Origin of the sequence: Paraburkholderia madseniana (assembly GCF_009690905.1) — a bacterium.
In the GTDB taxonomy this organism is placed as follows: domain Bacteria; phylum Pseudomonadota; class Gammaproteobacteria; order Burkholderiales; family Burkholderiaceae; genus Paraburkholderia; species Paraburkholderia madseniana.
This window is the reverse complement of record NZ_VOSW01000009.1, coordinates 57,885-77,491: the sequence shown is the minus strand read 5'-3', so window position 1 is coordinate 77,491 and position 19,607 is coordinate 57,885. Positions and strand designations below refer to the sequence as shown.

Genomic DNA, 19,607 nt, shown 5'->3' with positions numbered 1-19,607 from the left:
GGGGCCCGGGATTCAGCGATCGACCAGAAGACCGAAAGGAGAGACCCGAACACGCGACCGCCAAATATAAACCGACTCGGCACAACGCGTGCGTGAGCGCCTCAATGCATGTCGCCTCGAATCACTCCAACGCGAACATTGCCACGCGACGCTTTTCCCCACCGCCCAACCGCACGAAGGCACTCAGACTCACCACAAATCCTTGGTGGCCGTACCGGCGCGCAGGTCATACCCTTCGCGCCACAAGGCCGCGCCGACCGTCAGCAACAGCGTCTTCTGCTCGCCATCATGTTGGTCCCACGTCGCTGCCAGCCAGGTGGCGAAACTCGCACAGGTGGTTTCGAGGTCGACGGGTGCTTTGCCCTCCAGGTACTGCCGCTCGAACATCGCAAGCACTTTTTCGGGTATCATAAGCGCCTCCTCCGTGTTGGATGCGCCAAGTCTAAAGGCGGCGCACAGCGCGCGGAGCGTCCGCGGCGCCGAACCCGGGTTACTCCCAGGCGAAAACGGCGTCGCGCCTCGCGCCCGGCGGCCAAGCCCTGGCGTCCGACAGCCACAGCCCGGCACCCACCCACGCCTCATCAAAACAAAAAAGGCGCCGAAGCGCCTTTTCCCGTCAAACGACACCGCAAGCCGAATTACGGCGCGTTGCGCTTTGCATTGTCCTTGGCGTCTTCCTTAGCGTCGCCATAGGCCTTTTGCACCTTGCCGGCGCCTTGTTGAAGGTCGCCTTTAAGCTCCTTACCCGGGTTGTTGGTGGCCTTGCCGACGACTTCGTTAACCTTGCCCTTGATCTGCTCACCTACACCCTTTACCTGGTCCTTGTTCATGTTTGGCTCCGATATCTGGAATGCCGGCGCGTCATTACGCCAGTATCCCGATTCAGCAACGGGTGTGCCCGCGCCCGCCGCCAGCCCGTTTTGGTCGATGGAGCCAGCCGTGAAAAATATTTCAAAAAAGCCCTAAAGTCCGGCTGGGGCCGGCCGTAAAGGTGCCATGGAGGGGATATGGAACGCACACTCACTACGCTGACGGGGTCATCCCACGCGGCGCTGGTCGACCAGGATGTCGCGCATATTGGGCGCGTGATGCGGCCGTCTTTACAAGGCGATCTGGGTGGACCGATTCTGCCGGTTACCTACTGGCGCAAGCGTCTGTACCATTTGCTCGACACCGGCCATCTGTCCCACGCGCAACTGTGCGCGGTCGATAGCCTCCTGCTGCAATTGGACCAGTTCGAAACCGAACCCCCGCCAGTATGGATTGCGCCGGCCGCGGCAACCGCCGCCCCGTTCCAGCCGCTACAAGTCGCCGCCGGCCGTCGTATCTGATCTGACGCGCTGCAAGTCTTGATGGCCGGTCTTCCGCGCCGGTCAGCCCTACTCTTCCCAGCTAAAAAAAGGCCGCGAACCCTGTCGCGGCCTGAACACGTCGCAACGCGGGGATTTCGCGTCACGCTGTAAGCCTACACGTCCAACTGTGACATTCGCATTTAGGCAAAAAAGGTCTTTGCACTACCGGAAATTTTCTGCTCACACTTAGTGAAAATAGGAAAAAGGGACGACCTTAGGTCATAATGTCCGCAAAAATTCCCAGCAAGGACCTCCGTGACCCTCGCCGCACCGCTCGACCTGCTCAGACAGGCGCGCGCCCGCTTCACTCAACGCGAAATCGCCGCGCACGTCGGTAAGGACATCAAGACGGTACGTCGCTGGGAAAAAGGCGAAACACCGTGCCCGTCGATGCTCGAACCGGCCTTGCGCGATCTGCTGCACAGTAGCGGCCGGACAAAGGCCGGCGCGGGCACCGGCGACGCCCAATTCCGCTTCATCGATCTGTTTGCCGGCATCGGCGGCATTCGCATGGGTTTCGAGGCGCACGGCGGCGACTGTGTCTTCACGAGCGAGTGGAACGATTTTTCCACCAAGACCTATCGCGAGAACTACCCTGCCGGCGGCGACCACGCGCTGATCGGCGACATCGTCTCCTTTCCCGCCGAAGAAGTGCCGAGCCATGACGTGCTGCTCGGCGGCTTTCCGTGCCAGCCGTTCTCGATTGCCGGCGTCAGCAAGAAAAACGCGCTGGGCCGCCCGCACGGCTTCGAATGTACGACGCAAGGCACGCTGTTTTTCGACGTCGCGCGGATCATCGCGGCAAAGCGCCCCGCCGCATTCCTGCTGGAGAACGTGAAAAATCTGCTCTCGCACGACAAAGGCCGCACCTTCGACGTGATCCTGCAGACCCTGCGCGACGAGCTCGGTTACGAAGTGCACTACCGCGTGGTGGACGGTCAGCATTTCACGCCGCAGCATCGGGAGCGCATCATCATCGTCGGCTTTCGCGGCAAGACGTCGTTTTCCTGGGACGATCTGCGTTTGCCGGAAAGCGGGCCGCGCCTCGGCTCGATCTTGCATCGCACGGACGGCAGCGAACCCGTGCTGCCGTGGGACCACGATCGTTTCTTCGACCACGCGAGCAAACGCGTGCAACCGAAGTACACGCTCACCCCGAATCTCTGGACCTATCTGCAAAACTACGCGGCGAAGCATCGCGCGGCGGGCAATGGCTTCGGCTTCGGCATGGCTTATCCCGACAGCGTCACGCGCACACTCTCCGCGCGTTATCACAAGGACGGGTCGGAGATTCTGGTCTATCAAGGCGAGCAGTTGCGACCGCGGCGCCTCACGCCGCGTGAATGTGCACGGCTGATGGGCTTTCCCGATACCTTCAGGATTCCGGTCAGCGACACGCAGGCTTACCGGCAATTCGGCAACAGTGTCGTCATGCCGGTGATGCGGGAAGTGGCGCGCATCATGCTGCCGCATGTGCAAACCCTGCTCGCCGAGGAGATGCACAATGGTTCGAAGCAAGCCCTTTCGCTCTATTCCTGAGCGCCCCGATCCGCTACCCGGACGCTAACGATGGTCGATATCGTCGACAGCGCAACGCGTAGCCGGATGATGTCCGGCATTCGCGGCCGCAATACGAAGCCGGAGATCCTGATCCGCAGCCTGCTGCATGGCCGGGGCTTTCGCTTCCGTTTAGACGCGCGCGATCTGCCGGGCCGGCCGGATATCGTGCTGCCGCGCTATCGCGCCGTCGTGCTGGTGCACGGTTGTTTCTGGCACGGTCACGATTGCCATCTGTTCAAATGGCCGCAAACCCGGCCCGAGTTCTGGCGCGACAAGATCGGCCGCAATCGCAGCAATGACGACAAGGTTCGCGCGGCGCTGCTCGCCAGCGGCTGGCGCGTCGGAGTGGTATGGGAATGCGCTTTGCGTGGCGCGAATCGCGATATCGAGGGCGTGTTGCAGCGGCTCGTCGAGTGGTTGAAGAGCGACGCGCCGAGCTTTGAGGAACGTAGCTGAAAGCTGCTTGTAGCCTGCCCTGTTGGAGGGAACTCAAGAGCCGCTGGTGATACACTCGATTGGCTAGCTCGGGGCATTTTTTGCGTGCCGATGCTCCAGAAATCAGGCAGCAACTGGCCGGCAGCTCAATGGCAAGCCGGTAGCAAAAACAGCACGCTCCGACCATCCCAGAACCACCAAGAAGGGAGGCACACGATGGCTGATTTCCGTCTCTGGTCCGACGATTTCCCCACCAACGGCTTTATGCCGAAAGCCCACGAATACCACGACAAGGCCTTCGGCGTAGACGGCGAGAATATTTCGCCCGCGTTGCAGTGGGATGCGCCGCCGGGCGATACCCAAAGCTTCGCACTCACCGTTCACGATCCGGACGCGCCTACCGGCAGCGGCTTCTGGCACTGGGTCGTCGTCAACATTCCGGCTGATGCCCGATCGCTGCCGCGCAACGCCGGCAAAACCGATGGCTCGCTGCTGCCGCAAGGTGCGCTGCAGTTGCGCAACGACTACGGCACGGTCGGCTTCGGTGGCGCGGCGCCGCCGCGTGGCGACAAGACGCATCGCTACATATTCCGCCTGCATGCGCTGAAGGTGCCGCATCTGCCGATCAACGCGGAGACCACCAACGCGGTCGCGCGCTTCATGACACATCTGAACGAACTCGACTCGACCACCCACACCGGTCTGTACGAACTCAAGTAACGCGTGAGACGCGATGCCGGGACGCTATCGCAGCGCCGGCATCGTCAATGAGTGCCGTCTTGTCTTTTCGGGGCGACACGCAGCGCGCGTGGCTCATCATAGGATCGATGCGCCGCCCCATTCCAAATCAAAAGAACGATGCACGCACAACCATCGCGCAAGGACGGTTCGATGCCGGCCGATGCCGCCTCCGCCGCTCCACTCGCCGCAGGCACACCGCTCGCGGACAGCACCGAACAAGGCTTGCCGATTCCGCAACGCTATTGGGCGATGCTGGTTATCGCCCTCGCCCTCACCCTGGCAGTGCTCGATAGCGCGATCGCCAACGTGGCGCTGCCGACCATCGCGCGCAATCTGCATGCAAGCGCGGCCGGCTCGATCTGGGTCGTCAACGCGTACCAACTCGCCATCACCATTTCACTGCTGCCGCTTGCGTCACTTGGCGATCGCATCGGCTACCGGCGCATCTATCTGGCCGGGCTGATCCTGTTCACGGTGGCGTCGTTCGGTTGCGCGTTGTCCACTTCGCTGCCGACGCTCGCGCTCGCCCGCGTGGTCCAAGGCTTCGGCGCAGCGGGCGTCATGAGTGTGAACACGGCGCTCGTGCGCATGATCTATCCGCCTACGCAGCTTGGACGCGGCGTTGCGATCAACGCGATGGTCGTTGCGATATCGTCCGCGGTCGGGCCGACGGTCGCCTCCGGCGTGCTCGCCATCGCCTCGTGGCCGTGGTTGTTCGCGATCAATGTGCCGATCGGGATCGCGGCGATTGTCGGCGGCTTCAAGGCGCTGCCGATGAATCCCGGCCACGAGTCTCCGTACGACTATCTGAGCGCGGTGATGAACGCGTTCGTGTTCGGTCTGCTGATCTTTGCAATCGACGGTCTCGGTCACGGCGAGCACATCGGCTGGGTCGTCGCTGAGGCGCTCGTTGCGGTTGTGATCGGCTACTTCTTCGTGCGCCGTCAATTGACTCAACCCGCGCCCCTGCTGCCGATCGATTTGCTGAGAATTCCGGTGTTCGCCCTGTCGATCGGCACCTCGGTGTGTTCGTTCTGCGCGCAGATGCTGGCCTTCGTGTCGTTGCCGTTTCTGTTGCAGGACACGCTGGGTTTGTCGCAGGTAGAAACCGGTTTGCTGATGACGCCGTGGCCGGCGGTAATCATCATCGCCGCGCCGATTGCCGGCGTGCTGTCGGACAAGGTGTCGTCCGGTTGGCTGGGCGGGGTCGGACTCGTTGCGATGACGGTGGGCCTGCTGCTGCTCGCCACCCTCGGCGCGCATCCCGAGCCCATGCAGATCGCGTGGCGCATGGCGCTGTGCGGCGCAGGCTTCGGGATCTTCCAGTCGCCGAACAATCGGACCATGTTGTCCGCCGCGCCGCGAGAGCGCAGCGGCGGTGCGAGCGGGATGCTCGGCACTGCGCGCCTGACCGGACAAACCCTCGGCGCGGCACTGGTCGCGCTGATCTTCGGTATCGCGCCGCAAAATGGGCCGACTATCGTGCTGTATGTGGCGGCCTGCTTTTCAGCGGTCGCCGCCGTGGTCAGCATGATGCGCGTGGTAAAGAGTTCGACGTGACCGGCACGCGCGGTCCCTGAAGGCGCCCGCGCCGCCGTTGATACGACTACGACGACGATGCCGTCACGTCAGCGAGCTTTACCGCTTTGGCCGTCACCGAAGAGGCGGTCGCAACGTTGCGCAGATCGCCCAGGAACGTATCGCGCCACACCGACAGATTGTTCTCGCGCATCGGCGCCATCATGTCCGCGTGACGCGCCTGACGCTCGGCGAGCGGCATCGACAGCGCACGCTCCAGCGCCTCGGCCATCTGCGACAGGTCGAATGGATTGACGACCAGCGCCCCCGGCAGTTGCTCAGCCGCACCGGCAAATTGCGACAACACGAGTACGCCCGGATCGGCGGGATCCTGCGATGCGACGTACTCCTTCGCGACCAGGTTCATCCCGTCACGCAGCGGCGTCACATAGCCGACCTGCGATTGACGGAACAGCGCCATCAGCAGATTGCGCTCGTACTTGCGGTTCAGGTATTGAATCGGCGTCCAGTCGAGTTGCGCGAAACGGCCATTGATGCGGCCGGCTTCGCCCTCCAGCGTCTGACGAATGCGCTGGTAGGTTGTCACGTCCGCGCGCGTCGGCGGCGCGATCTGCACCAGCGAAACGCGTCCGTGCCACCCCGGAGCATTCAGCAGCAGCCGTTCGAATGCCTGGAAGCGCTCCACCAGACCCTTCGAATAATCGAGCCGGTCGACGCTCATGATCAGCTTGCGCCCGCGCATGCCGTCACGCAGGCTGCGCACCGGCTTGCGGTCGGTGAACTGCTCGGCGGCCTTGGCGATCGCGTCCGGATAGATGCCGATCGGGTACGCGGCCACTTTCAGGAAGCGGTTGTAGGCGTGCACCATGCCGTCTTCGCTCGAGGTGCCGTGCTGGCCGCGCTCGATAAAATCGACGAACGACTGGCGATCCGCTTCGGTCTGGAAACCGACCACGTCGTAGCTGCACATCGCCTTGACCAATTCTTCGTGCGGCGGAATCGTACGGAGTACTTCCGGCACCGGAAACGGAATATGCAGGAAGAAGCCGATGGGATTCTTCACGCCGAGCTCGCGCAGGCAGCGCGCGAACGGCAGCAGGTGATAGTCGTGCACCCAGATGATGTCGTCGGGTTTAAGCAGCTCCTTGAGCTGCTTGGCGAGCGTCGCGTTGACGCGCTGATAGCCCGCGTATTCCTGCCGGTCGTAGCGCGACAGGTCGTTGCGATAGTGGAACGTCGGCCACAGTGTCGTGTTGGAAAAGCCGCGATAGTACTGGTCATAGTCGCGCTTGGTGAGGCCCACCGTCGCGTACGTCACATTGCCCTGCTTTTCGATCACCGGCGCGGACGGCTCGCTTACCGTTTCACCACTCCAGCCGAACCAGACTCCGCCGGTTTCCTTCAACGCGTCCAGCACGCCGATCGCGAGGCCACCTGCTGCGGGGCGGCCTTCCTGGGTCGGCGCCACACGATTCGATACCACGATCAGTCTGCTCATTGGTGCTCCACCTAGTCAGTTGCTTCGTTGCATGCGGATATGTGCCAAAAAGGTGCATGCAAGTCGCGTGCCGTTTTATGAGATGCCGGAAATAAAAATGTATGTAAATGTGACAAACGAGCAGAAACGCGCGGCATCAGAGCACCGCGAGGAAATTTTTTCTGCTTTGCGTGACGAAACCGGAACCCTTCTTACCGGCCGTCAGCCGGGCTCATGCGTCCTGTTCCGAACCGAGATCGCGCTGGTACTCCAGCCCTTCCCGACGCACGCCGCCCTGGTTGTGCTCGCCGTCTGGCGGCGCATCGGGCGCGACGCGGTTCTGCGCGGCCGGGTCCGGCGACTCCGGCGGGGCGCTCTTGCTGCCTGGCCGGGAGTCGCGTTTCGAGTGGCGCGCGGAACGTCGCAGTGCTGGATGTCTCATGATTGATGCCTCCGGGGGAAGCCCGCCGCCATCGTGAGCGGCGTCAATTCAGTGTAGGGTTCACGACGGTAAATTGCCGGTAAAAGATGCGCCGGCTTTGTAACAAGTACATAAATTCGCTGCGTTGGACTGTGGTGCAGCGCACAGAACATGTCAGAGTTGCATGCTGGAGGCTAGCAACGGCGGACACCGACTGGCTTGTGGCGTTTGCGTGGGCTGCGACGGCGGATCGCCGATCGGCGGCGCAACCGGTTCGATGGGGTCCGGAGTCGGACTTGGAACGGTGTCGGGCTCACCAGGATTCGGCGGCTCGTTGGGCTCAGGACGATGAGCGTGCATCGGGAGGGGGAGCGGGGAAGCGGCGGCGTATTCCGGCATATCGGTTACCTCGGTTGTTCCTGCGTTCCATCGAACCGCAGCAAGCCCCATGCCGAATTAAAGGGAGGAAAAAAACCGACGGATGGTTCGAAGACCTACGCTTCGGCGCGCGCAGCGCCGCCGGAAGAATGACGCCCGTGTCACAAGCGCATGCCGGTGCACGAACCCAGATTCCAGATGCACCACTACCCTAAGCAAACCACGGTGCCCACTTAGCAGGAGCGGTTTGAGCCGCTTTCTTTGCTTATCTTTCTTTGCGGCGGCAAAGAAAGTAAGTGCCGCCCCGCACAGGGGCAACACTAATAGACCACTACCAATTCAAGGAAAGGCCAACACCCTAAGAACACTGACAATAAGCGCCGAACAGGCAAAAACCTCAAGCGCCAGCGCCCCCGACAACTCGCGATTCATCCGCAACCTCCCCCTCATCCCGCGCATCATTCCCATACTCAACAAGCCGGTTATAAAGCGTCTTCAAACTAATCCCAAGAATCTCAGCAGCCCGCGTCTTGACGCCACCACATTGCTCAAGCGTAGCCAGAATCAACTGCCGGTCCGCCTCAGCAAGCGAAGTCCCAAACGGAATCGTAATCGCCGTACCAGCCGCAGGCTTCGACAAGGTAATCTGCAACGGCACGGTAGCCGTACTATCCGAATCAGTCCCCGACATAATGTGCGCCCGCTGCACATAGTTCTTCAGCTCGCGCACATTGCCCGGCCACGGATACGACATCAACATATCCTTCACTGCAGCCGGAAAATGCTTCTTCGTGCTGTGCCGCTCGTTGAGTTCATCAAGAAACGCCTGCGCGAGCAAATCAACATCCTTACCCCGATCGCGCAGCGGCGGCAGACTGATCGGAAACACGTTCAGACGGTGGTACAAATCGAGCCGCAACTTGCCTTCCAGCACCGCCTGCTCAGGATCCCGATTAGTCGCCGCAATCAGCCGCACATCCGTTTCGATTTCCTTGGTCGTACCAACCCGCATGAACATGCCGGTTTCCAGCACCCGCAGCAACTTCACCTGCAACTCGATCGGCATTTCGGTGATTTCGTCGAGGAACAGCGTGCCGCCGTTCGCACGTTCGAAATAGCCCTTGTGCTGGCGATCCGCACCGGTGAACGAACCGCGCTCGTGCCCGAACATTTCCGATTCGATCAGGTTCGGCGAGATCGCACCGCAGTTCACTGCGAGGAACGCATGCTTACGGCGCAAGCTGAGCTGGTGCAGCGTCTGGGCGGCGACTTCCTTGCCGGTGCCTGACTCGCCCATCAGCATGACGGAGGCCGCCGTCGGCGCAACGCGGCCGATCTGGTCGTAAACCTCCTGCATAGCCGGCGAGTTGCCGAGCATCAAACCAAAGCGGCCCATGCGGCGCAACTCGCCGCGCAACGTGCCGATTTCCGCCTTCAGGTCGCCGGCGCGCGGCAAGCGCGAAAGGATCGCCTTCACGCGCTGCATGTTGATCGGCTTCACCAGGTAGTCGGTGGCGCCCATCTTCAACGCGTTGACCGCCGACTCCACCGTGGCGTGGCCGGTAATCACGATCACCTCCACACCGGAGCGCGGATCAAGATCTTCAAACAGATCGACTCCACTGCCGTCGGGCAGCTTCAGGTCGGTAAAGACGACGTCCGGCATCTGCCGGACCAGTTGAATGCGCGCTTCGCGCAAATCGCCCGCAGTAGCGGTAGTCAAACCGTCTTCCCCGATGATGGCGGAAAGCGCCTCGCGGGTACCGGCATCGTCATCGACAATCAGTACGTGTGGCATCGCGTCTCGAAAGCCCGAAAGCGTGAATGGGGGAACATGCTAAACCGCATAGTGGGAAGCCGTTCAGCAGCTTGCCGGTGCGCCGCGTGCACGTTCTGATGTGAGCACACGCTAACGTTCCGCGACAGTGCCGAACCCCTGACTTGATTCAATATCGCAACAATCAGCGAGAAAACCACCCGTCATTGCGCGGCATTGTTGTCTATTTATCTATTATACGGCTTTATCGAGACAAATTTGAAACGCGTGCCAGGTGCCGCTTGTCGAAGCGGCACGCCGGCGCAGCGGCGCACGCAAGGTCAACATCGTGGCCCTCAGCCACGCGGAAACGGCCATGCGTCGCCCTGGCGGTTCGGATGTGCCGAGCCGTTTGCGCCATGCGCGGTGTCAGGCGTAGACGGACCAGTCCTCGCCGCGCTCACGCTGCCGGACGGCGCAGCCGACGTCGCTACCGTGCCGCCCTCGTCTTCCCAGCGGCTCAGTTCACGCGCCGCCTGAGCCTGCGCGGCACGGTTCCGCTGCATATGGCGCACAGCCAGAAACCCACCGAGGGCCACCAGCGCGCCGAAGATGCCAATTTTAGGTCGTGCCATCGTGAACTCTCCTTGCTATCGTCAAGCGGATCGGCGTCGCGCACTGCGCGTTAGTGAGCGCCGAGAGCGCCAAGCCGGAAGCCGGCCGCCCGCGGCATACCGATCGAGCGCCACGGTTGCGCCACACGTAGCGCTTCGCGTCCTGTTTCCGGCACGAGCGGCCCATTGAAGAACCGCGTCCGCCGCTGACGCGCTTTGAGCAGAGCCGCCCAAAAACACACGTATGTCGAGTCCACGGCGCAAACGTCGTGCCCGGTAAATTCACCACTCTCATTCTATGCCGGTACGGGCTCAGGCACTTCTGACCGGGCGTGCACCGGCCTATTTCGCCGACCGTCACATGGATTGCCGGAAGCGGCGTCAAAGTGGTTAAATCAAATTTCTGTGAGATAGTGGCCGCACGGGTCCGTCTTGCCCCAAGGCCTGCGCGCCGCAACACCGCTCCCCCATTTGCACAGGACTCCCCGTTTATGGCGTCAATCTCGCTGGACTCGCCCACCGTCTCCGCCGGCGGCAATGCTTCGGCACAGGCGAAGCAGCGCGTCGCGGACGGCATCGCGGGACTGAAATCGTACGGGCTGCTATATGGCTCGTCGCCGGTGATGCTCGATCTGTACGAACAGATCGAACGCGTCGCCAGCACCGACGCGACCGCGCTGATCATCGGCGAATCCGGCACGGGCAAGGAACTGATCGCCCGCACGATTCACGATCAAAGCAGCCGCAAGGACGCACCGTTCGTCGCCGTGAACTGCGGTGCGATTCCGGACGAACTCATCGAAGCCGAATTGTTCGGCCACGAAAAAGGCAGCTTCACCGGCGCGGTCCAGGCCCGCGTCGGCTACTTCGAACATGCGAACGGCGGCACGCTGTTTCTCGACGAAATCACTGAAATGGCGCCGGTGCGCCAGGTCAAGCTCTTGCGCGCGCTCGAGACCGGCACGTTTTTTCGGGTCGGCGGCAACGAATTGATTAGTGGTGACGTACGCGTGATCGCAGCGACGAATCGCGACCCCGCGGTAGCGGTGAAGGAAAACGGTCTGCGTGAAGACCTGATGTACCGGCTCGCGGTTTTCCCGTTGCGCGCGCCGCCCTTGCGCGAGCGTGAAAACGATCGCGAACTGCTCGCGCAACACTTCCTCGCCTTGCTGAATCAGCAGGAAAGCACGAGCAAGAGTTTTAGCAAACGGTCGATCGAAACACTGCGAACCTGGTCGTGGCCGGGCAACGTGCGCGAGTTGAAGAACGCGGTGTATCGGGCGTTCATTCTCGCGGAGAAGACGGTCGAGCTGCCACATCCGCATCTCGCATCGCGCGTGAAAAAGCCCGTGACGCAGGGCGATGCAATGAGCGTGTGGATCGGCACACCGCTCGCCGATGCGCAAAAGCAGATCATTCTCGGCACGCTCAAGTATTGCGGCGGCGACAAACGGCGGGCTGCCAAAGCACTCGGCGTGAGTCTGAAAACGCTCTACAACCGCCTGAGCGCATACGGCGGTGACGAAGGCTCGGACGAAGAAACCGAGCAATAAGCCGTGCCAGGCGCTCAAGCGGTTCGTTCGCGTGAGCAGGTGTTTTCTGTGTGCTCGCCGTCTGCTTTTTGCGCGCTCCCTGTGCGCGTGCTGTGCAGGCCCCTCTCTGCTGCAACGGCACTTTTTGCGCACCTGTCATCTCATAATTAATCCCTTCGCACCACCAATCAAATCGGCTTCTTCCCAGCAGAAACCGATTTGACTCGCACCATCTTTTGCAATTGCTTGCACTTTCCCACTGCCAATTACAAATGGCATCCTGCAAAATGCGGCAGCGCACGGCGCAACGATAAGGAAGACGTGCCTTTCGCTCACGCACCGTCGGCACACGCGAAACACATGTGTGAACGGTCCGTGTGCGAAAGGCACTTGCAGGAGCAGAGACAGGGAAATGCAAAAAAGTATGGTGTGGGTCGAATGGGCAAAGCGAACAGCCAACGCGTCCAAAGCGGCAACATGTGGACGTCCGAATACAACTGCGCTCGTCGCATTAGCCGTGGCGATCACGTCGGCGTTGAGCGGCTGTAGTTCGCTCTACTCGGAAGGCGCCACCGCCGGCGCCGGTATCGCGGGCGCCGCGCTCGCGGCCAAGGTCACCAGCAATGCGGCAGTCGCTACCGGCATCGGTCTCGGCGCGCTGGCCGCGGCCCGCGCCGGCGTGCAGTACTCGGAACGCGTGGTCCACAAGAATACGCAGGACGGCATCGCCAAAATCGCCGGGCCGCTCGACGTCGGCGCAATCGCACCGTGGAGCGTGACTCACTCCGTGCCGATCGAAGACGACGAACACGGCCGCGTCACCGTGAGCCGCACGATCAGCGCCGGCGCACTCGACTGCAAGGAAATCGTCTTCTCGGTCGATCAGACCGCCACCAAGAATGTGCCGGCGAGCAGCGCGTTCTACGTCGCGTCGATCTGCCGCGACGGCGACAACTGGAAATGGGCGTCGGCCGAACCCGCTACCGAACGCTGGGGCGCGCTGCAATGAAGGCGCTGATGCTTCCACGCCCCTGGAATGAACACGCACTGTCTGAGCCAGCGCTCGTCGATGACGCGCGTACCGCGCTGGTTCCACGCACGCCTGCGGCGGCGCTCTCCGGCAACCGGCTGCGGCTCGTGCTGGCCGGTGCGATCTGCGTCGGCGCCAGTCTGCTGACGAGCGGCTGCTCGTCCGTCGGCGCGGCGAGCGGTGCCGCGGCCGGTGTCGCGTCAGGCCTCGTGACCTCCAACCCGGCAGTCGGCATCGGCGTCGGCATCGCCGTGCAGGCCGCGACCGACGAAGCTGTCGGCCGCTACATGCGCACCATGCACACCGATCAGCAGAACTTGATCGCCGCGCTGGCGGGTGCCATGCCGGTCGGCGAGACGCGGCCCTGGGCGGTCAAGCACACGCTGCCGATCGAGAACGGCCACGGCCAGGTGCGCGTGACGCGCGCGTTCAGCTCGGCGCTCGCGCTGTGCAAGGATTTCGTGTTCTCGGTTCAGGACGGCGACGGCCCGAACGCGCACGAAGACTGGTACACGGCGAGCGCGTGCCGGCAGGACAAGGGCTGGAAGTGGGCGTCGGCGGAACCGGCAGTCGAGCGCTGGGGCGCTCTGCAATAAAAAACGGCAGGGTCTCCCCTGCCGTTTTTTGCCTGAAGCGTCTTAATCGACTCAACCGGGTTTAAGACTCCACGTCTTCCAGACTGAAAATTTCCGTCTGGTCGTTGTACGAGAAGATCTCGCCATAACGGCCCCAGTTGATCACTGCGTCGAGCGTCTCTTCCGCGGCGCTGTCCGACAGAAAATCCTCCAGCTCCTGCTCGAAACGCACGCGCGGCGCACGATGCCCCGGCCGTTCGTTCAACACCTTCTTGATTCGCGCGGCGAGCGGCACGTGGCGCAGCAGATGTTCCGCGAACATCATCTTCCGCTCCTGGGTGCCGAACTCGGAGAACACGCGCGCCGGCGGCGTCAGGAAAATATCCCCTTCGCGGATGTCGGCAAAGCCCAAGTGCTGCAGCACTTCGGCGACCGGGAACAGATCGTCCACCTCAAGGTGCAGCGAACGGGCGATTTCCGGCATGTCGGCACGGCCGTGGTACGGTGCGGCGGCCAGCGTTTCGATCAGACCGGCCATCAGGTTGGTCGACACGTGCGGCAGCCAGCTATGCAGCTCGAGGCCCTTCTTGGTCTTTTCGTCAGTCTGACGCGCGGTCATCTTCGCGTAAATGTCGTCGACCAGCCGGCGAAACGCCGGGTCCAGACGGTTACGCGGATGCTTGAACGGCACCTTGATCTCGGCGATCACACGGCCCGGATTCGACGACAGCACCAGAATCCGGTCGCACATGAACACCGCTTCCTCGATGTTGTGCGTGACGATCAGCACGGCCTTGATCGGCATGCGGCCTTGCGTCCACAGGTCGAGCAGGTCGGTACGCAGCGTTTCGGCGGTCAGCACGTCGAGCGCGGAGAACGGCTCGTCCATGAGAAGCAGTGTGGGGTCGACCACCAGCGCGCGCGCAAAGCCGACGCGCTGACGCATGCCGCCCGACAACTCGCGCGGATACGCGTTTTCGAAACCGTCGAGACCGATCAGGTCGATCGCCGCCAGCGCGCGCGTACGGCGATCACTCGCGCCGACGCCTTGTGCTTCGAGTCCCGCTTCCACGTTTTGCAGCACGGTCAGCCACGGGAACAGCGCGAAGGTCTGGAACACCATCGCCACACCCTTGGCCGGGCCGTCGAGCGGCTTGCCCATATACGTGACTTCGCCGTCGGTCGGCTCGATCAGACCGGCGATGATGCGCAACAGCGTCGATTTACCCGAGCCCGATCGGCCCAGCAACCCGACGATCTCCCCTTCGCGCAACGACAGATTCGCGTCGTCGAGGACGAGCAGCTCGCCCTGCGACTTGTTGAACCCGCGGCACACGTCCTTGACGCGCAGGATCTCTTCACCGAGGCGCGGCGGCATCGGCGGGGTCTGGATCGGCGCGGCGGTCATAGCAGCTTTAGGATTTTGCATCGCGTTTAGCCTTTAATTCTCAATCTAGCCGGAGCTTCGCTTCAGCGTAGGCGAACATCGGACGCCACAGCAGGCGGTTGAACAGGGTCACGAACAGGGACATCACGGCGATGCCCACAATGATCTTCGGATAGTCGCCTGCTGCGGTGGTCTGCGCGATGTAAGCGCCCAAGCCATGCGCGGCAACCTTGGTGTCGCCCCACTGAACGAATTCCGCGACGATGCTGGCGTTCCACGCGCCGCCCGACGCGGTGATCGCGCCAGTCACGTAATAAGGGAAAATGCCCGGCAGCATCGCCTGACGCCACCATTGCCAGCCGCGAATATGGAAGTTCTTGGCCGCTTCCCGGTAGTCGTTCGGATACGAACTCGCACCGGCAATCACGTTGAACAGGATATACCACTGTGTGCCGAGCACGATCAGCGGCGACAGCCAGATGTCCGGGTTCAGATGAAAGCGCACGATGGCGATGACGAACACCGGGAACAGCAGGTTCGCCGGGAACGCGGCGAGGAACTGCGCAATCGGCTGCACCTTCTCGGCCAGCGCCGGCCGCAGGCCGATCAGCACGCCGATCGGCACCCAGATCACCGAAGCGATCGCGATCAGCACCACCACCCGCAGCAGCGTAATCAGCCCCAGTACGAGCACGTGCCAGACTTCGTCGAGCGACACGCCGGTTCGCACGTACGCGATCACGCGGTACACCACATAGACCGTGGCGAGCAACACCACGGCCGCCCAGACAATGTCGCCGATGCGCGAAGTCTTCTCGCGCTGCGGAATCTGGAAACGCGGGCCGCCAAACGCAGGCAACGTGAAGTTGACGCGCGCGGCCTTGGCGAACATCCAGCCGAGCGGCACCAGCAGACGGTGAATCAGATGGGTGCGGCGGATCAGGTCGAGCAGCCACGATTCCGGCGCATTGCCTGAGCTGGTGGTTTCCATGCGGAATTTATCGGCCCACGCAACCAACGGGCGGAACATGAACTGGTCGTACGCAAGAATCACGACCGTCATGGCAAGGATCACCCAGCCGATTGCGTGCAGATTCTTGTCGGAAATCGCCTGCGCGAGATAAGCGCCGATCCCCGGCAGGGTGATCGTATTGTTGCCGACTGTGATGGCTTCGGACGCGACCACGAAAAACCAGCCGCCCGACATCGACATCATCATGTTCCAGATGAGGCCCGGCATCGAGAACGGCACTTCGAGTTTCCAGAAGCGCTGCCATGAAGTCAGATGAAAGCCGCGCGACACTTCGTCCAGATCGCGCGGCACCGTGCGCAGCGACTGGTAGAAGCTGAACGTCATATTCCACGCCTGGCTCGTGAAGATCGCGAAGATCGCCGCCAGCTCGGCGCCGAGCACGCGGCCCGGGAACAGCGCGAGGAAGAACGTGACCGTAAACGAAATGTAGCCAAGCACCGGCACCGACTGCAGGATGTCGAGAATCGGCACCAGCACCATGCCCGCGCGGCGGCTCTTGGCAGCCAGAGTGCCGTACACCAGCGTGAAGGTCAGCGAGGCGACCATCGCCGCCAGCATGCGCAGCGTGGTGCGCATGGCGTACTCGGGCAGATTCGACGCGTCGAGCGAGATCGCCTGAGTCTTGAGCGTCGACATCGGCGCCAGCGTCTCGTGAAAGCCGATCGCCGCCATCGCAATGATGCAGATGATCAGCGGAAAGGCGACGAAGTCCCAGCGATTGGGTAACACCCGCCATGCCGAGGCATTGGCGGTGCGCTTCAGGTTGAAGCTGAAATCCATCAGACGCTCTCCCTATTCATACAGGTATTCAAACGCACGCAGGGGGCCGCGGCTTCGGCGCGGCAGTCTGTAGATCGGTCCAGGCAGCGGAAATCAGGCATGGCAAAACGCATGTGCGCGGTAAATCGTTAGCGTTGGAGACACGTGGACCGGTGACGGACAGGTCCGTGGGCAAGCCCGCCCGGGACCGCAACCGTCAAGCCGGGCTCCTGTCGCCGCAGGCGCCGCCCGAAGGCTGGCGGGCTTTCCTTGTTTTGGACGGCACGACACTACACCATCCTATGTTTCAGGCACAACCTTTCACGGCAAATAGCAACAAATAGCGTCGAATGCCCCGGCGACCGCCTCCGGCCAGCGAGCGTGAGCATGTGCAGCGGTCCACCTACTGTCGTGCGCCAGCCACTTTCCCAGCAATCGCGATTGCTGCGCGGACCGGTTTCAAACACCTGTTAAACCCGCGCAGCCATTCAGAAAGCTGATGCGCTGCCGTTAAGAACCTGATGGGCAAAGCGGACGTACTTCGCATTCCCGCAATAACGGTGGCGTCAGGCCCCATGACGGTTAAAATCAAGAAACGGCACGTCTCTTTGCGGTTTTGCCGGCCCACAACGCGGCCCACACCGAGGGCGTATCGCCAGCCGCTTCCACAGGGGCGAAACAGCGCCGGGGCGCTGCCACGAATGAGCCAGTTGCATGTCACAGCCAGACGAATCAGAGGGTCGATGAACAGGACAACCTTGCGCCAGGCAACCGGACCGATCAGCTTCGTGCTGATCGTGCTCGTTTGCTGGTTCGTGGCCGGCATGGTCGCGGACCGGATGGTACAGCAAGAGCTGGACGCGGCTTTGCGCACGCAACGCCAGATGTCCACGTCGATCGTCGACAACATGGCGGAGGTGATCGCCAGCGACCTCGCCATGTCTCGGGCCATCCCCGCAACCATGGCCGAAATGGACGTGGTCCAGCACGCGCTGGTGCAATCGCAGAATTATGCCGCGAACGGCGCAGCGGCGGAACCCGCTCTGCGCGCCGCGTTGCTAAAAGACCAGCAGATGCTGGCCGTGAGCAATTTCCTGCACGACGCGCAAGGTTTCTCCGGGCTCGACCAGGTCTGGCTCGTCAACGCCAACGGCATCTGCGTCGCATCCAGCAACTCCGTCAATCGACCGCTTGCCGCGGAGCACTCCTTCGTCGGCGCCGATATGCGCACGCGCGGCTACCTGACGAATGCCCTGCTCGGCGCGTTTTCGGAAGCCTATGGCGTCGGCCGCCAGAGCGGCGAGCCGGGCATCTTCATCGCGGCGCCGGTGTACGCCGACGGTCTGCTGGTCGGGGTGGTGGTGGCCAAGGTGGGGATCGCGCGGCTGCGCCACTGGGTCGCGCATGCCGGTACCTTCGTCGCCGATGAAAACGGCGTCATCATCATGGCGCACAACAGCGCACTCGAAGGCCACGCGCTACCGAACTCGCACGTCACGCAGATGGGCGCCGCCGAGCGCCTGACCATCTATCGCCGCGAAATCCTCCCCGACATCCAGATTCAGGTCAACACGCGGGTGCGCGAACAGGCGCCCTGGGTGCCCTCAGGTGTCGCCGAACAGCTGTTCGGCATGAGCGAGCAGCCGGCGCCATCGCTGTACCAGGCACGCAGCGGCCTGAACTCGGGGCTGTCGGCGCATCTGGTCGATCCGCTCGCGGCCTGGCCCGAACTGCTGCGCAATCACAAGCGCGACCATCTGCTGGTGTTTCTGACGCTGGCCGGCACCGTCGCGCTCGCGTGGGTCATCACCGTGTCGTACGTGCGCGAGCGGCGCCACCATCGCGCCACGCGCGACCTTGCAGAACAATTGCAATCGGCCAACACGCTGCTCTCGGCTGAGGCGCGCCACGATGCGCTGACCGGCGCGCTGTCGCGGCGCTACTTCCTCGACCTGCTGCGCCACGAGATCGAACGCGCGCATGCGGGCAACGAGCCGCTGTGCATGGCGATCGCCGACCTCGACCACTTCAAGCAGATCAACGACCGCTTCGGCCACGCCGCCGGCGACCGCGCGCTCGAACATTTCGTCGACACCTGCCGGGCCGAACTGCGCGGCACCGATGCAATCGGCCGGCTGGGCGGTGAAGAATTCGGCTTGCTGCTGCCGGCCACGAATCTGGCCGGCGGCCGCGAAGTCGTCGAACGCTTGCGCCTGCGTCTGAAGGCAATTCCTTCGCCGAAGTTGCCGGCCTCGGTGGGTTTGAGCGTGAGCATCGGCATCACCGAACTCTCGTCCGACGATCTGCCCGAGCGCATCATGAGCCGCGCCGACACGGCGCTTTATGCGGCAAAGACGGGCGGCCGCGACCGCACCGAAGCCCTTCCGCCCGACGACACCGCGCCGCCCGCGCGGACGGTGGTCAACGCCTGGTGACGCCTGCTAACGCCAGGTATTGCGCCGGTCGTCTCCGAATTAAATTCGCGCCGTCGTGCCGTCGGCGCTCCGATGCGTGCTGTCGCTGATGCAAAGCAAGTCTCGGCCTCGGGCGTCCCGTAACGAAGCAGGTATCATCAACCCTGACATTGAGGTTGCCGCTACCGCTCTAACGGGAGATTCGCATGAAGGGAAATTTGGTCATCGTCTGTCGCGATCAGGATGCTGACGCATTCGACCATCTGCTGGCCGAATATGGCGCGTTCCAGACGCGCTTGTCGTCGACCGCGTGGTATCTGAAGCTGGAGGTCGCGCCGGAACTGATTCAGGAAGAGATACTCACGCGTCTCGGCAAGTACACCACGCACTACATCTTCGAAGCCGAAACGGTAACGTGGAATACGGTGGATGGTGACGCGGCAAATGCGTTGAACACGCTGTTTTCAGACTAGCGCAAAGTTTGCCGGACTCGCATTGCAGACAGCGCATCCGGCATTGCGACCCAGACGCCGCATTCCGAACCTCGCGTTCGGACATCACATTGCGACATATATATAGTGGGGCAGGCGCTTGCCGCCCTTGC

The 19,607-nt window shown here is 62.5% G+C and carries 19 protein-coding genes; 10 read left to right on the top strand and 9 right to left on the bottom strand.

All coding sequences use genetic code 11. The features are described 5' to 3' along the window. Positions 1-189: 189 nt before the first annotated feature. Both FSO04_RS06885 and FSO04_RS06880 read right to left on the bottom strand, forming a co-directional pair. Entirely contained in the window at positions 190-411 is a 222-nt protein-coding gene (locus FSO04_RS06885) for a hypothetical protein (protein ID WP_154558967.1), read from the bottom strand. Positions 412-638: 227 nt separating this feature from the next. After that, positions 639-830, bottom strand: a complete 192-nt coding sequence (locus FSO04_RS06880) for a CsbD family protein (RefSeq protein ID WP_154558966.1) — start codon at positions 828-830, stop codon at positions 639-641. Positions 831-1,007: 177 nt separating this feature from the next. Between FSO04_RS06880 and FSO04_RS06875 the strand changes: the two genes are divergently transcribed. From FSO04_RS06875 to FSO04_RS06860, 5 genes are all read left to right on the top strand, one after another. Next, positions 1,008-1,331, top strand: coding sequence for a hypothetical protein (locus tag FSO04_RS06875; RefSeq protein WP_154558965.1), 324 nt, complete (start codon positions 1,008-1,010; stop codon positions 1,329-1,331). A gap of 276 nt (positions 1,332-1,607) precedes the next feature. After that, complete coding sequence (gene dcm / locus FSO04_RS46875; RefSeq protein ID WP_171925006.1) at positions 1,608-2,891, top strand: DNA (cytosine-5-)-methyltransferase; 1,284 nt, start codon at positions 1,608-1,610, stop codon at positions 2,889-2,891. A 30-nt stretch (positions 2,892-2,921) separates the two neighbouring features. Next, positions 2,922-3,368 carry a very short patch repair endonuclease gene (locus FSO04_RS46870; RefSeq protein ID WP_171925005.1) on the top strand — a complete coding sequence of 149 codons (447 nt, stop codon included), beginning with the start codon at positions 2,922-2,924 and terminating at the stop codon, positions 3,366-3,368. Positions 3,369-3,563: 195 nt separating this feature from the next. Next, positions 3,564-4,067 (top strand): YbhB/YbcL family Raf kinase inhibitor-like protein, encoded by a 504-nt coding sequence (locus FSO04_RS06865; RefSeq protein WP_154558964.1) that lies wholly within the window; start codon positions 3,564-3,566, stop codon positions 4,065-4,067. Between the two features lie 138 nt (positions 4,068-4,205). After that, on the top strand, positions 4,206-5,648 hold the full coding sequence (locus FSO04_RS06860; RefSeq protein WP_154558963.1) for an MFS transporter: 1,443 nt from the start codon (positions 4,206-4,208) through the stop codon (positions 5,646-5,648). Between the two features lie 46 nt (positions 5,649-5,694). Here the strand turns inward: FSO04_RS06860 and otsA are convergent, their stop codons facing one another. From otsA to FSO04_RS06840, 5 genes are all read right to left on the bottom strand, one after another. Beyond that, complete coding sequence (gene otsA / locus FSO04_RS06855; protein ID WP_154558962.1) at positions 5,695-7,125, bottom strand: alpha,alpha-trehalose-phosphate synthase (UDP-forming); 1,431 nt, start codon at positions 7,123-7,125, stop codon at positions 5,695-5,697. A gap of 211 nt (positions 7,126-7,336) precedes the next feature. Then, the gene (locus FSO04_RS06850; protein WP_154558961.1) at positions 7,337-7,546 is read right to left on the bottom strand and encodes a hypothetical protein; all 210 of its coding nucleotides are present in this window, start codon (positions 7,544-7,546) and stop codon (positions 7,337-7,339) included. 153 nt (positions 7,547-7,699) lie between these two features. Continuing rightward, a complete protein-coding gene (locus FSO04_RS47410) occupies positions 7,700-7,924 on the bottom strand; it encodes a hypothetical protein (RefSeq protein WP_166618154.1) in 225 nt (74 codons plus the stop codon). A gap of 376 nt (positions 7,925-8,300) precedes the next feature. After that, on the bottom strand, positions 8,301-9,701 hold the full coding sequence (locus FSO04_RS06845; protein WP_154558960.1) for a sigma-54-dependent transcriptional regulator: 1,401 nt from the start codon (positions 9,699-9,701) through the stop codon (positions 8,301-8,303). A gap of 314 nt (positions 9,702-10,015) precedes the next feature. Beyond that, entirely contained in the window at positions 10,016-10,294 is a 279-nt protein-coding gene (locus FSO04_RS06840) for a hypothetical protein (protein ID WP_154558959.1), read from the bottom strand. Positions 10,295-10,764: 470 nt separating this feature from the next. Here FSO04_RS06840 and FSO04_RS06835 point away from each other — a divergent pair, with 470 nt between their 5' ends. The 3 genes from FSO04_RS06835 to FSO04_RS06825 all read left to right on the top strand — a co-directional run bounded on the left by FSO04_RS06835 (position 10,765) and on the right by FSO04_RS06825 (position 13,431). Beyond that, on the top strand, positions 10,765-11,826 hold the full coding sequence (locus tag FSO04_RS06835) for a sigma-54 interaction domain-containing protein (protein ID WP_154558958.1): 1,062 nt from the start codon (positions 10,765-10,767) through the stop codon (positions 11,824-11,826). A 391-nt stretch (positions 11,827-12,217) separates the two neighbouring features. After that, a complete protein-coding gene (locus tag FSO04_RS06830) occupies positions 12,218-12,814 on the top strand; it encodes a hypothetical protein (RefSeq protein WP_171925004.1) in 597 nt (198 codons plus the stop codon). Between the two features lie 8 nt (positions 12,815-12,822). Beyond that, positions 12,823-13,431, top strand: coding sequence for a hypothetical protein (locus FSO04_RS06825; protein WP_233464762.1), 609 nt, complete (start codon positions 12,823-12,825; stop codon positions 13,429-13,431). A 61-nt stretch (positions 13,432-13,492) separates the two neighbouring features. Here the strand turns inward: FSO04_RS06825 and FSO04_RS06820 are convergent, their stop codons facing one another. Together FSO04_RS06820 and FSO04_RS06815 are read right to left on the bottom strand one after the other, a co-directional pair. Next, positions 13,493-14,839: an ABC transporter ATP-binding protein gene (locus tag FSO04_RS06820; RefSeq protein WP_093643836.1), complete on the bottom strand. Its 1,347-nt coding sequence runs from the start codon at positions 14,837-14,839 to the stop codon at positions 13,493-13,495. A 19-nt stretch (positions 14,840-14,858) separates the two neighbouring features. Continuing rightward, positions 14,859-16,610: an ABC transporter permease gene (locus FSO04_RS06815; protein ID WP_154558957.1), complete on the bottom strand. Its 1,752-nt coding sequence runs from the start codon at positions 16,608-16,610 to the stop codon at positions 14,859-14,861. A 722-nt stretch (positions 16,611-17,332) separates the two neighbouring features. Between FSO04_RS06815 and FSO04_RS06810 the strand changes: the two genes are divergently transcribed. After that, a complete protein-coding gene (locus FSO04_RS06810; protein WP_154558956.1) occupies positions 17,333-19,024 on the top strand; it encodes a sensor domain-containing diguanylate cyclase in 1,692 nt (563 codons plus the stop codon). A gap of 185 nt (positions 19,025-19,209) precedes the next feature. Beyond that, positions 19,210-19,476, top strand: a complete 267-nt coding sequence (locus tag FSO04_RS06805; protein ID WP_054035057.1) for a hypothetical protein — start codon at positions 19,210-19,212, stop codon at positions 19,474-19,476. Positions 19,477-19,607 lie beyond the last annotated feature (131 nt).

Coding starts and splice junctions, on each gene's coding strand:
- FSO04_RS06885 (WP_154558967.1), bottom strand. CDS start 411: ATGATACCCGAAAAAGTGCTTGCGATGTTCGAGCGGCAGTACCTGGAG.
- FSO04_RS06880 (WP_154558966.1), bottom strand. CDS start 830: ATGAACAAGGACCAGGTAAAGGGTGTAGGTGAGCAGATCAAGGGCAAG.
- FSO04_RS06875 (WP_154558965.1), top strand. CDS start 1,008: ATGGAACGCACACTCACTACGCTGACGGGGTCATCCCACGCGGCGCTG.
- FSO04_RS46870 (WP_171925005.1), top strand. CDS start 2,922: ATGGTCGATATCGTCGACAGCGCAACGCGTAGCCGGATGATGTCCGGC.
- FSO04_RS06865 (WP_154558964.1), top strand. CDS start 3,564: ATGGCTGATTTCCGTCTCTGGTCCGACGATTTCCCCACCAACGGCTTT.
- FSO04_RS06860 (WP_154558963.1), top strand. CDS start 4,206: ATGCACGCACAACCATCGCGCAAGGACGGTTCGATGCCGGCCGATGCC.
- otsA (WP_154558962.1), bottom strand. CDS start 7,125: ATGAGCAGACTGATCGTGGTATCGAATCGTGTGGCGCCGACCCAGGAA.
- FSO04_RS06850 (WP_154558961.1), bottom strand. CDS start 7,546: ATGAGACATCCAGCACTGCGACGTTCCGCGCGCCACTCGAAACGCGAC.
- FSO04_RS47410 (WP_166618154.1), bottom strand. CDS start 7,924: ATGCCGGAATACGCCGCCGCTTCCCCGCTCCCCCTCCCGATGCACGCT.
- FSO04_RS06845 (WP_154558960.1), bottom strand. CDS start 9,701: ATGCCACACGTACTGATTGTCGATGACGATGCCGGTACCCGCGAGGCG.
- FSO04_RS06840 (WP_154558959.1), bottom strand. CDS start 10,294: ATGGCACGACCTAAAATTGGCATCTTCGGCGCGCTGGTGGCCCTCGGT.
- FSO04_RS06835 (WP_154558958.1), top strand. CDS start 10,765: ATGGCGTCAATCTCGCTGGACTCGCCCACCGTCTCCGCCGGCGGCAAT.
- FSO04_RS06830 (WP_171925004.1), top strand. CDS start 12,218: ATGCAAAAAAGTATGGTGTGGGTCGAATGGGCAAAGCGAACAGCCAAC.
- FSO04_RS06825 (WP_233464762.1), top strand. CDS start 12,823: ATGCTTCCACGCCCCTGGAATGAACACGCACTGTCTGAGCCAGCGCTC.
- FSO04_RS06820 (WP_093643836.1), bottom strand. CDS start 14,839: ATGCAAAATCCTAAAGCTGCTATGACCGCCGCGCCGATCCAGACCCCG.
- FSO04_RS06815 (WP_154558957.1), bottom strand. CDS start 16,610: ATGGATTTCAGCTTCAACCTGAAGCGCACCGCCAATGCCTCGGCATGG.
- FSO04_RS06810 (WP_154558956.1), top strand. CDS start 17,333: ATGAACAGGACAACCTTGCGCCAGGCAACCGGACCGATCAGCTTCGTG.
- FSO04_RS06805 (WP_054035057.1), top strand. CDS start 19,210: ATGAAGGGAAATTTGGTCATCGTCTGTCGCGATCAGGATGCTGACGCA.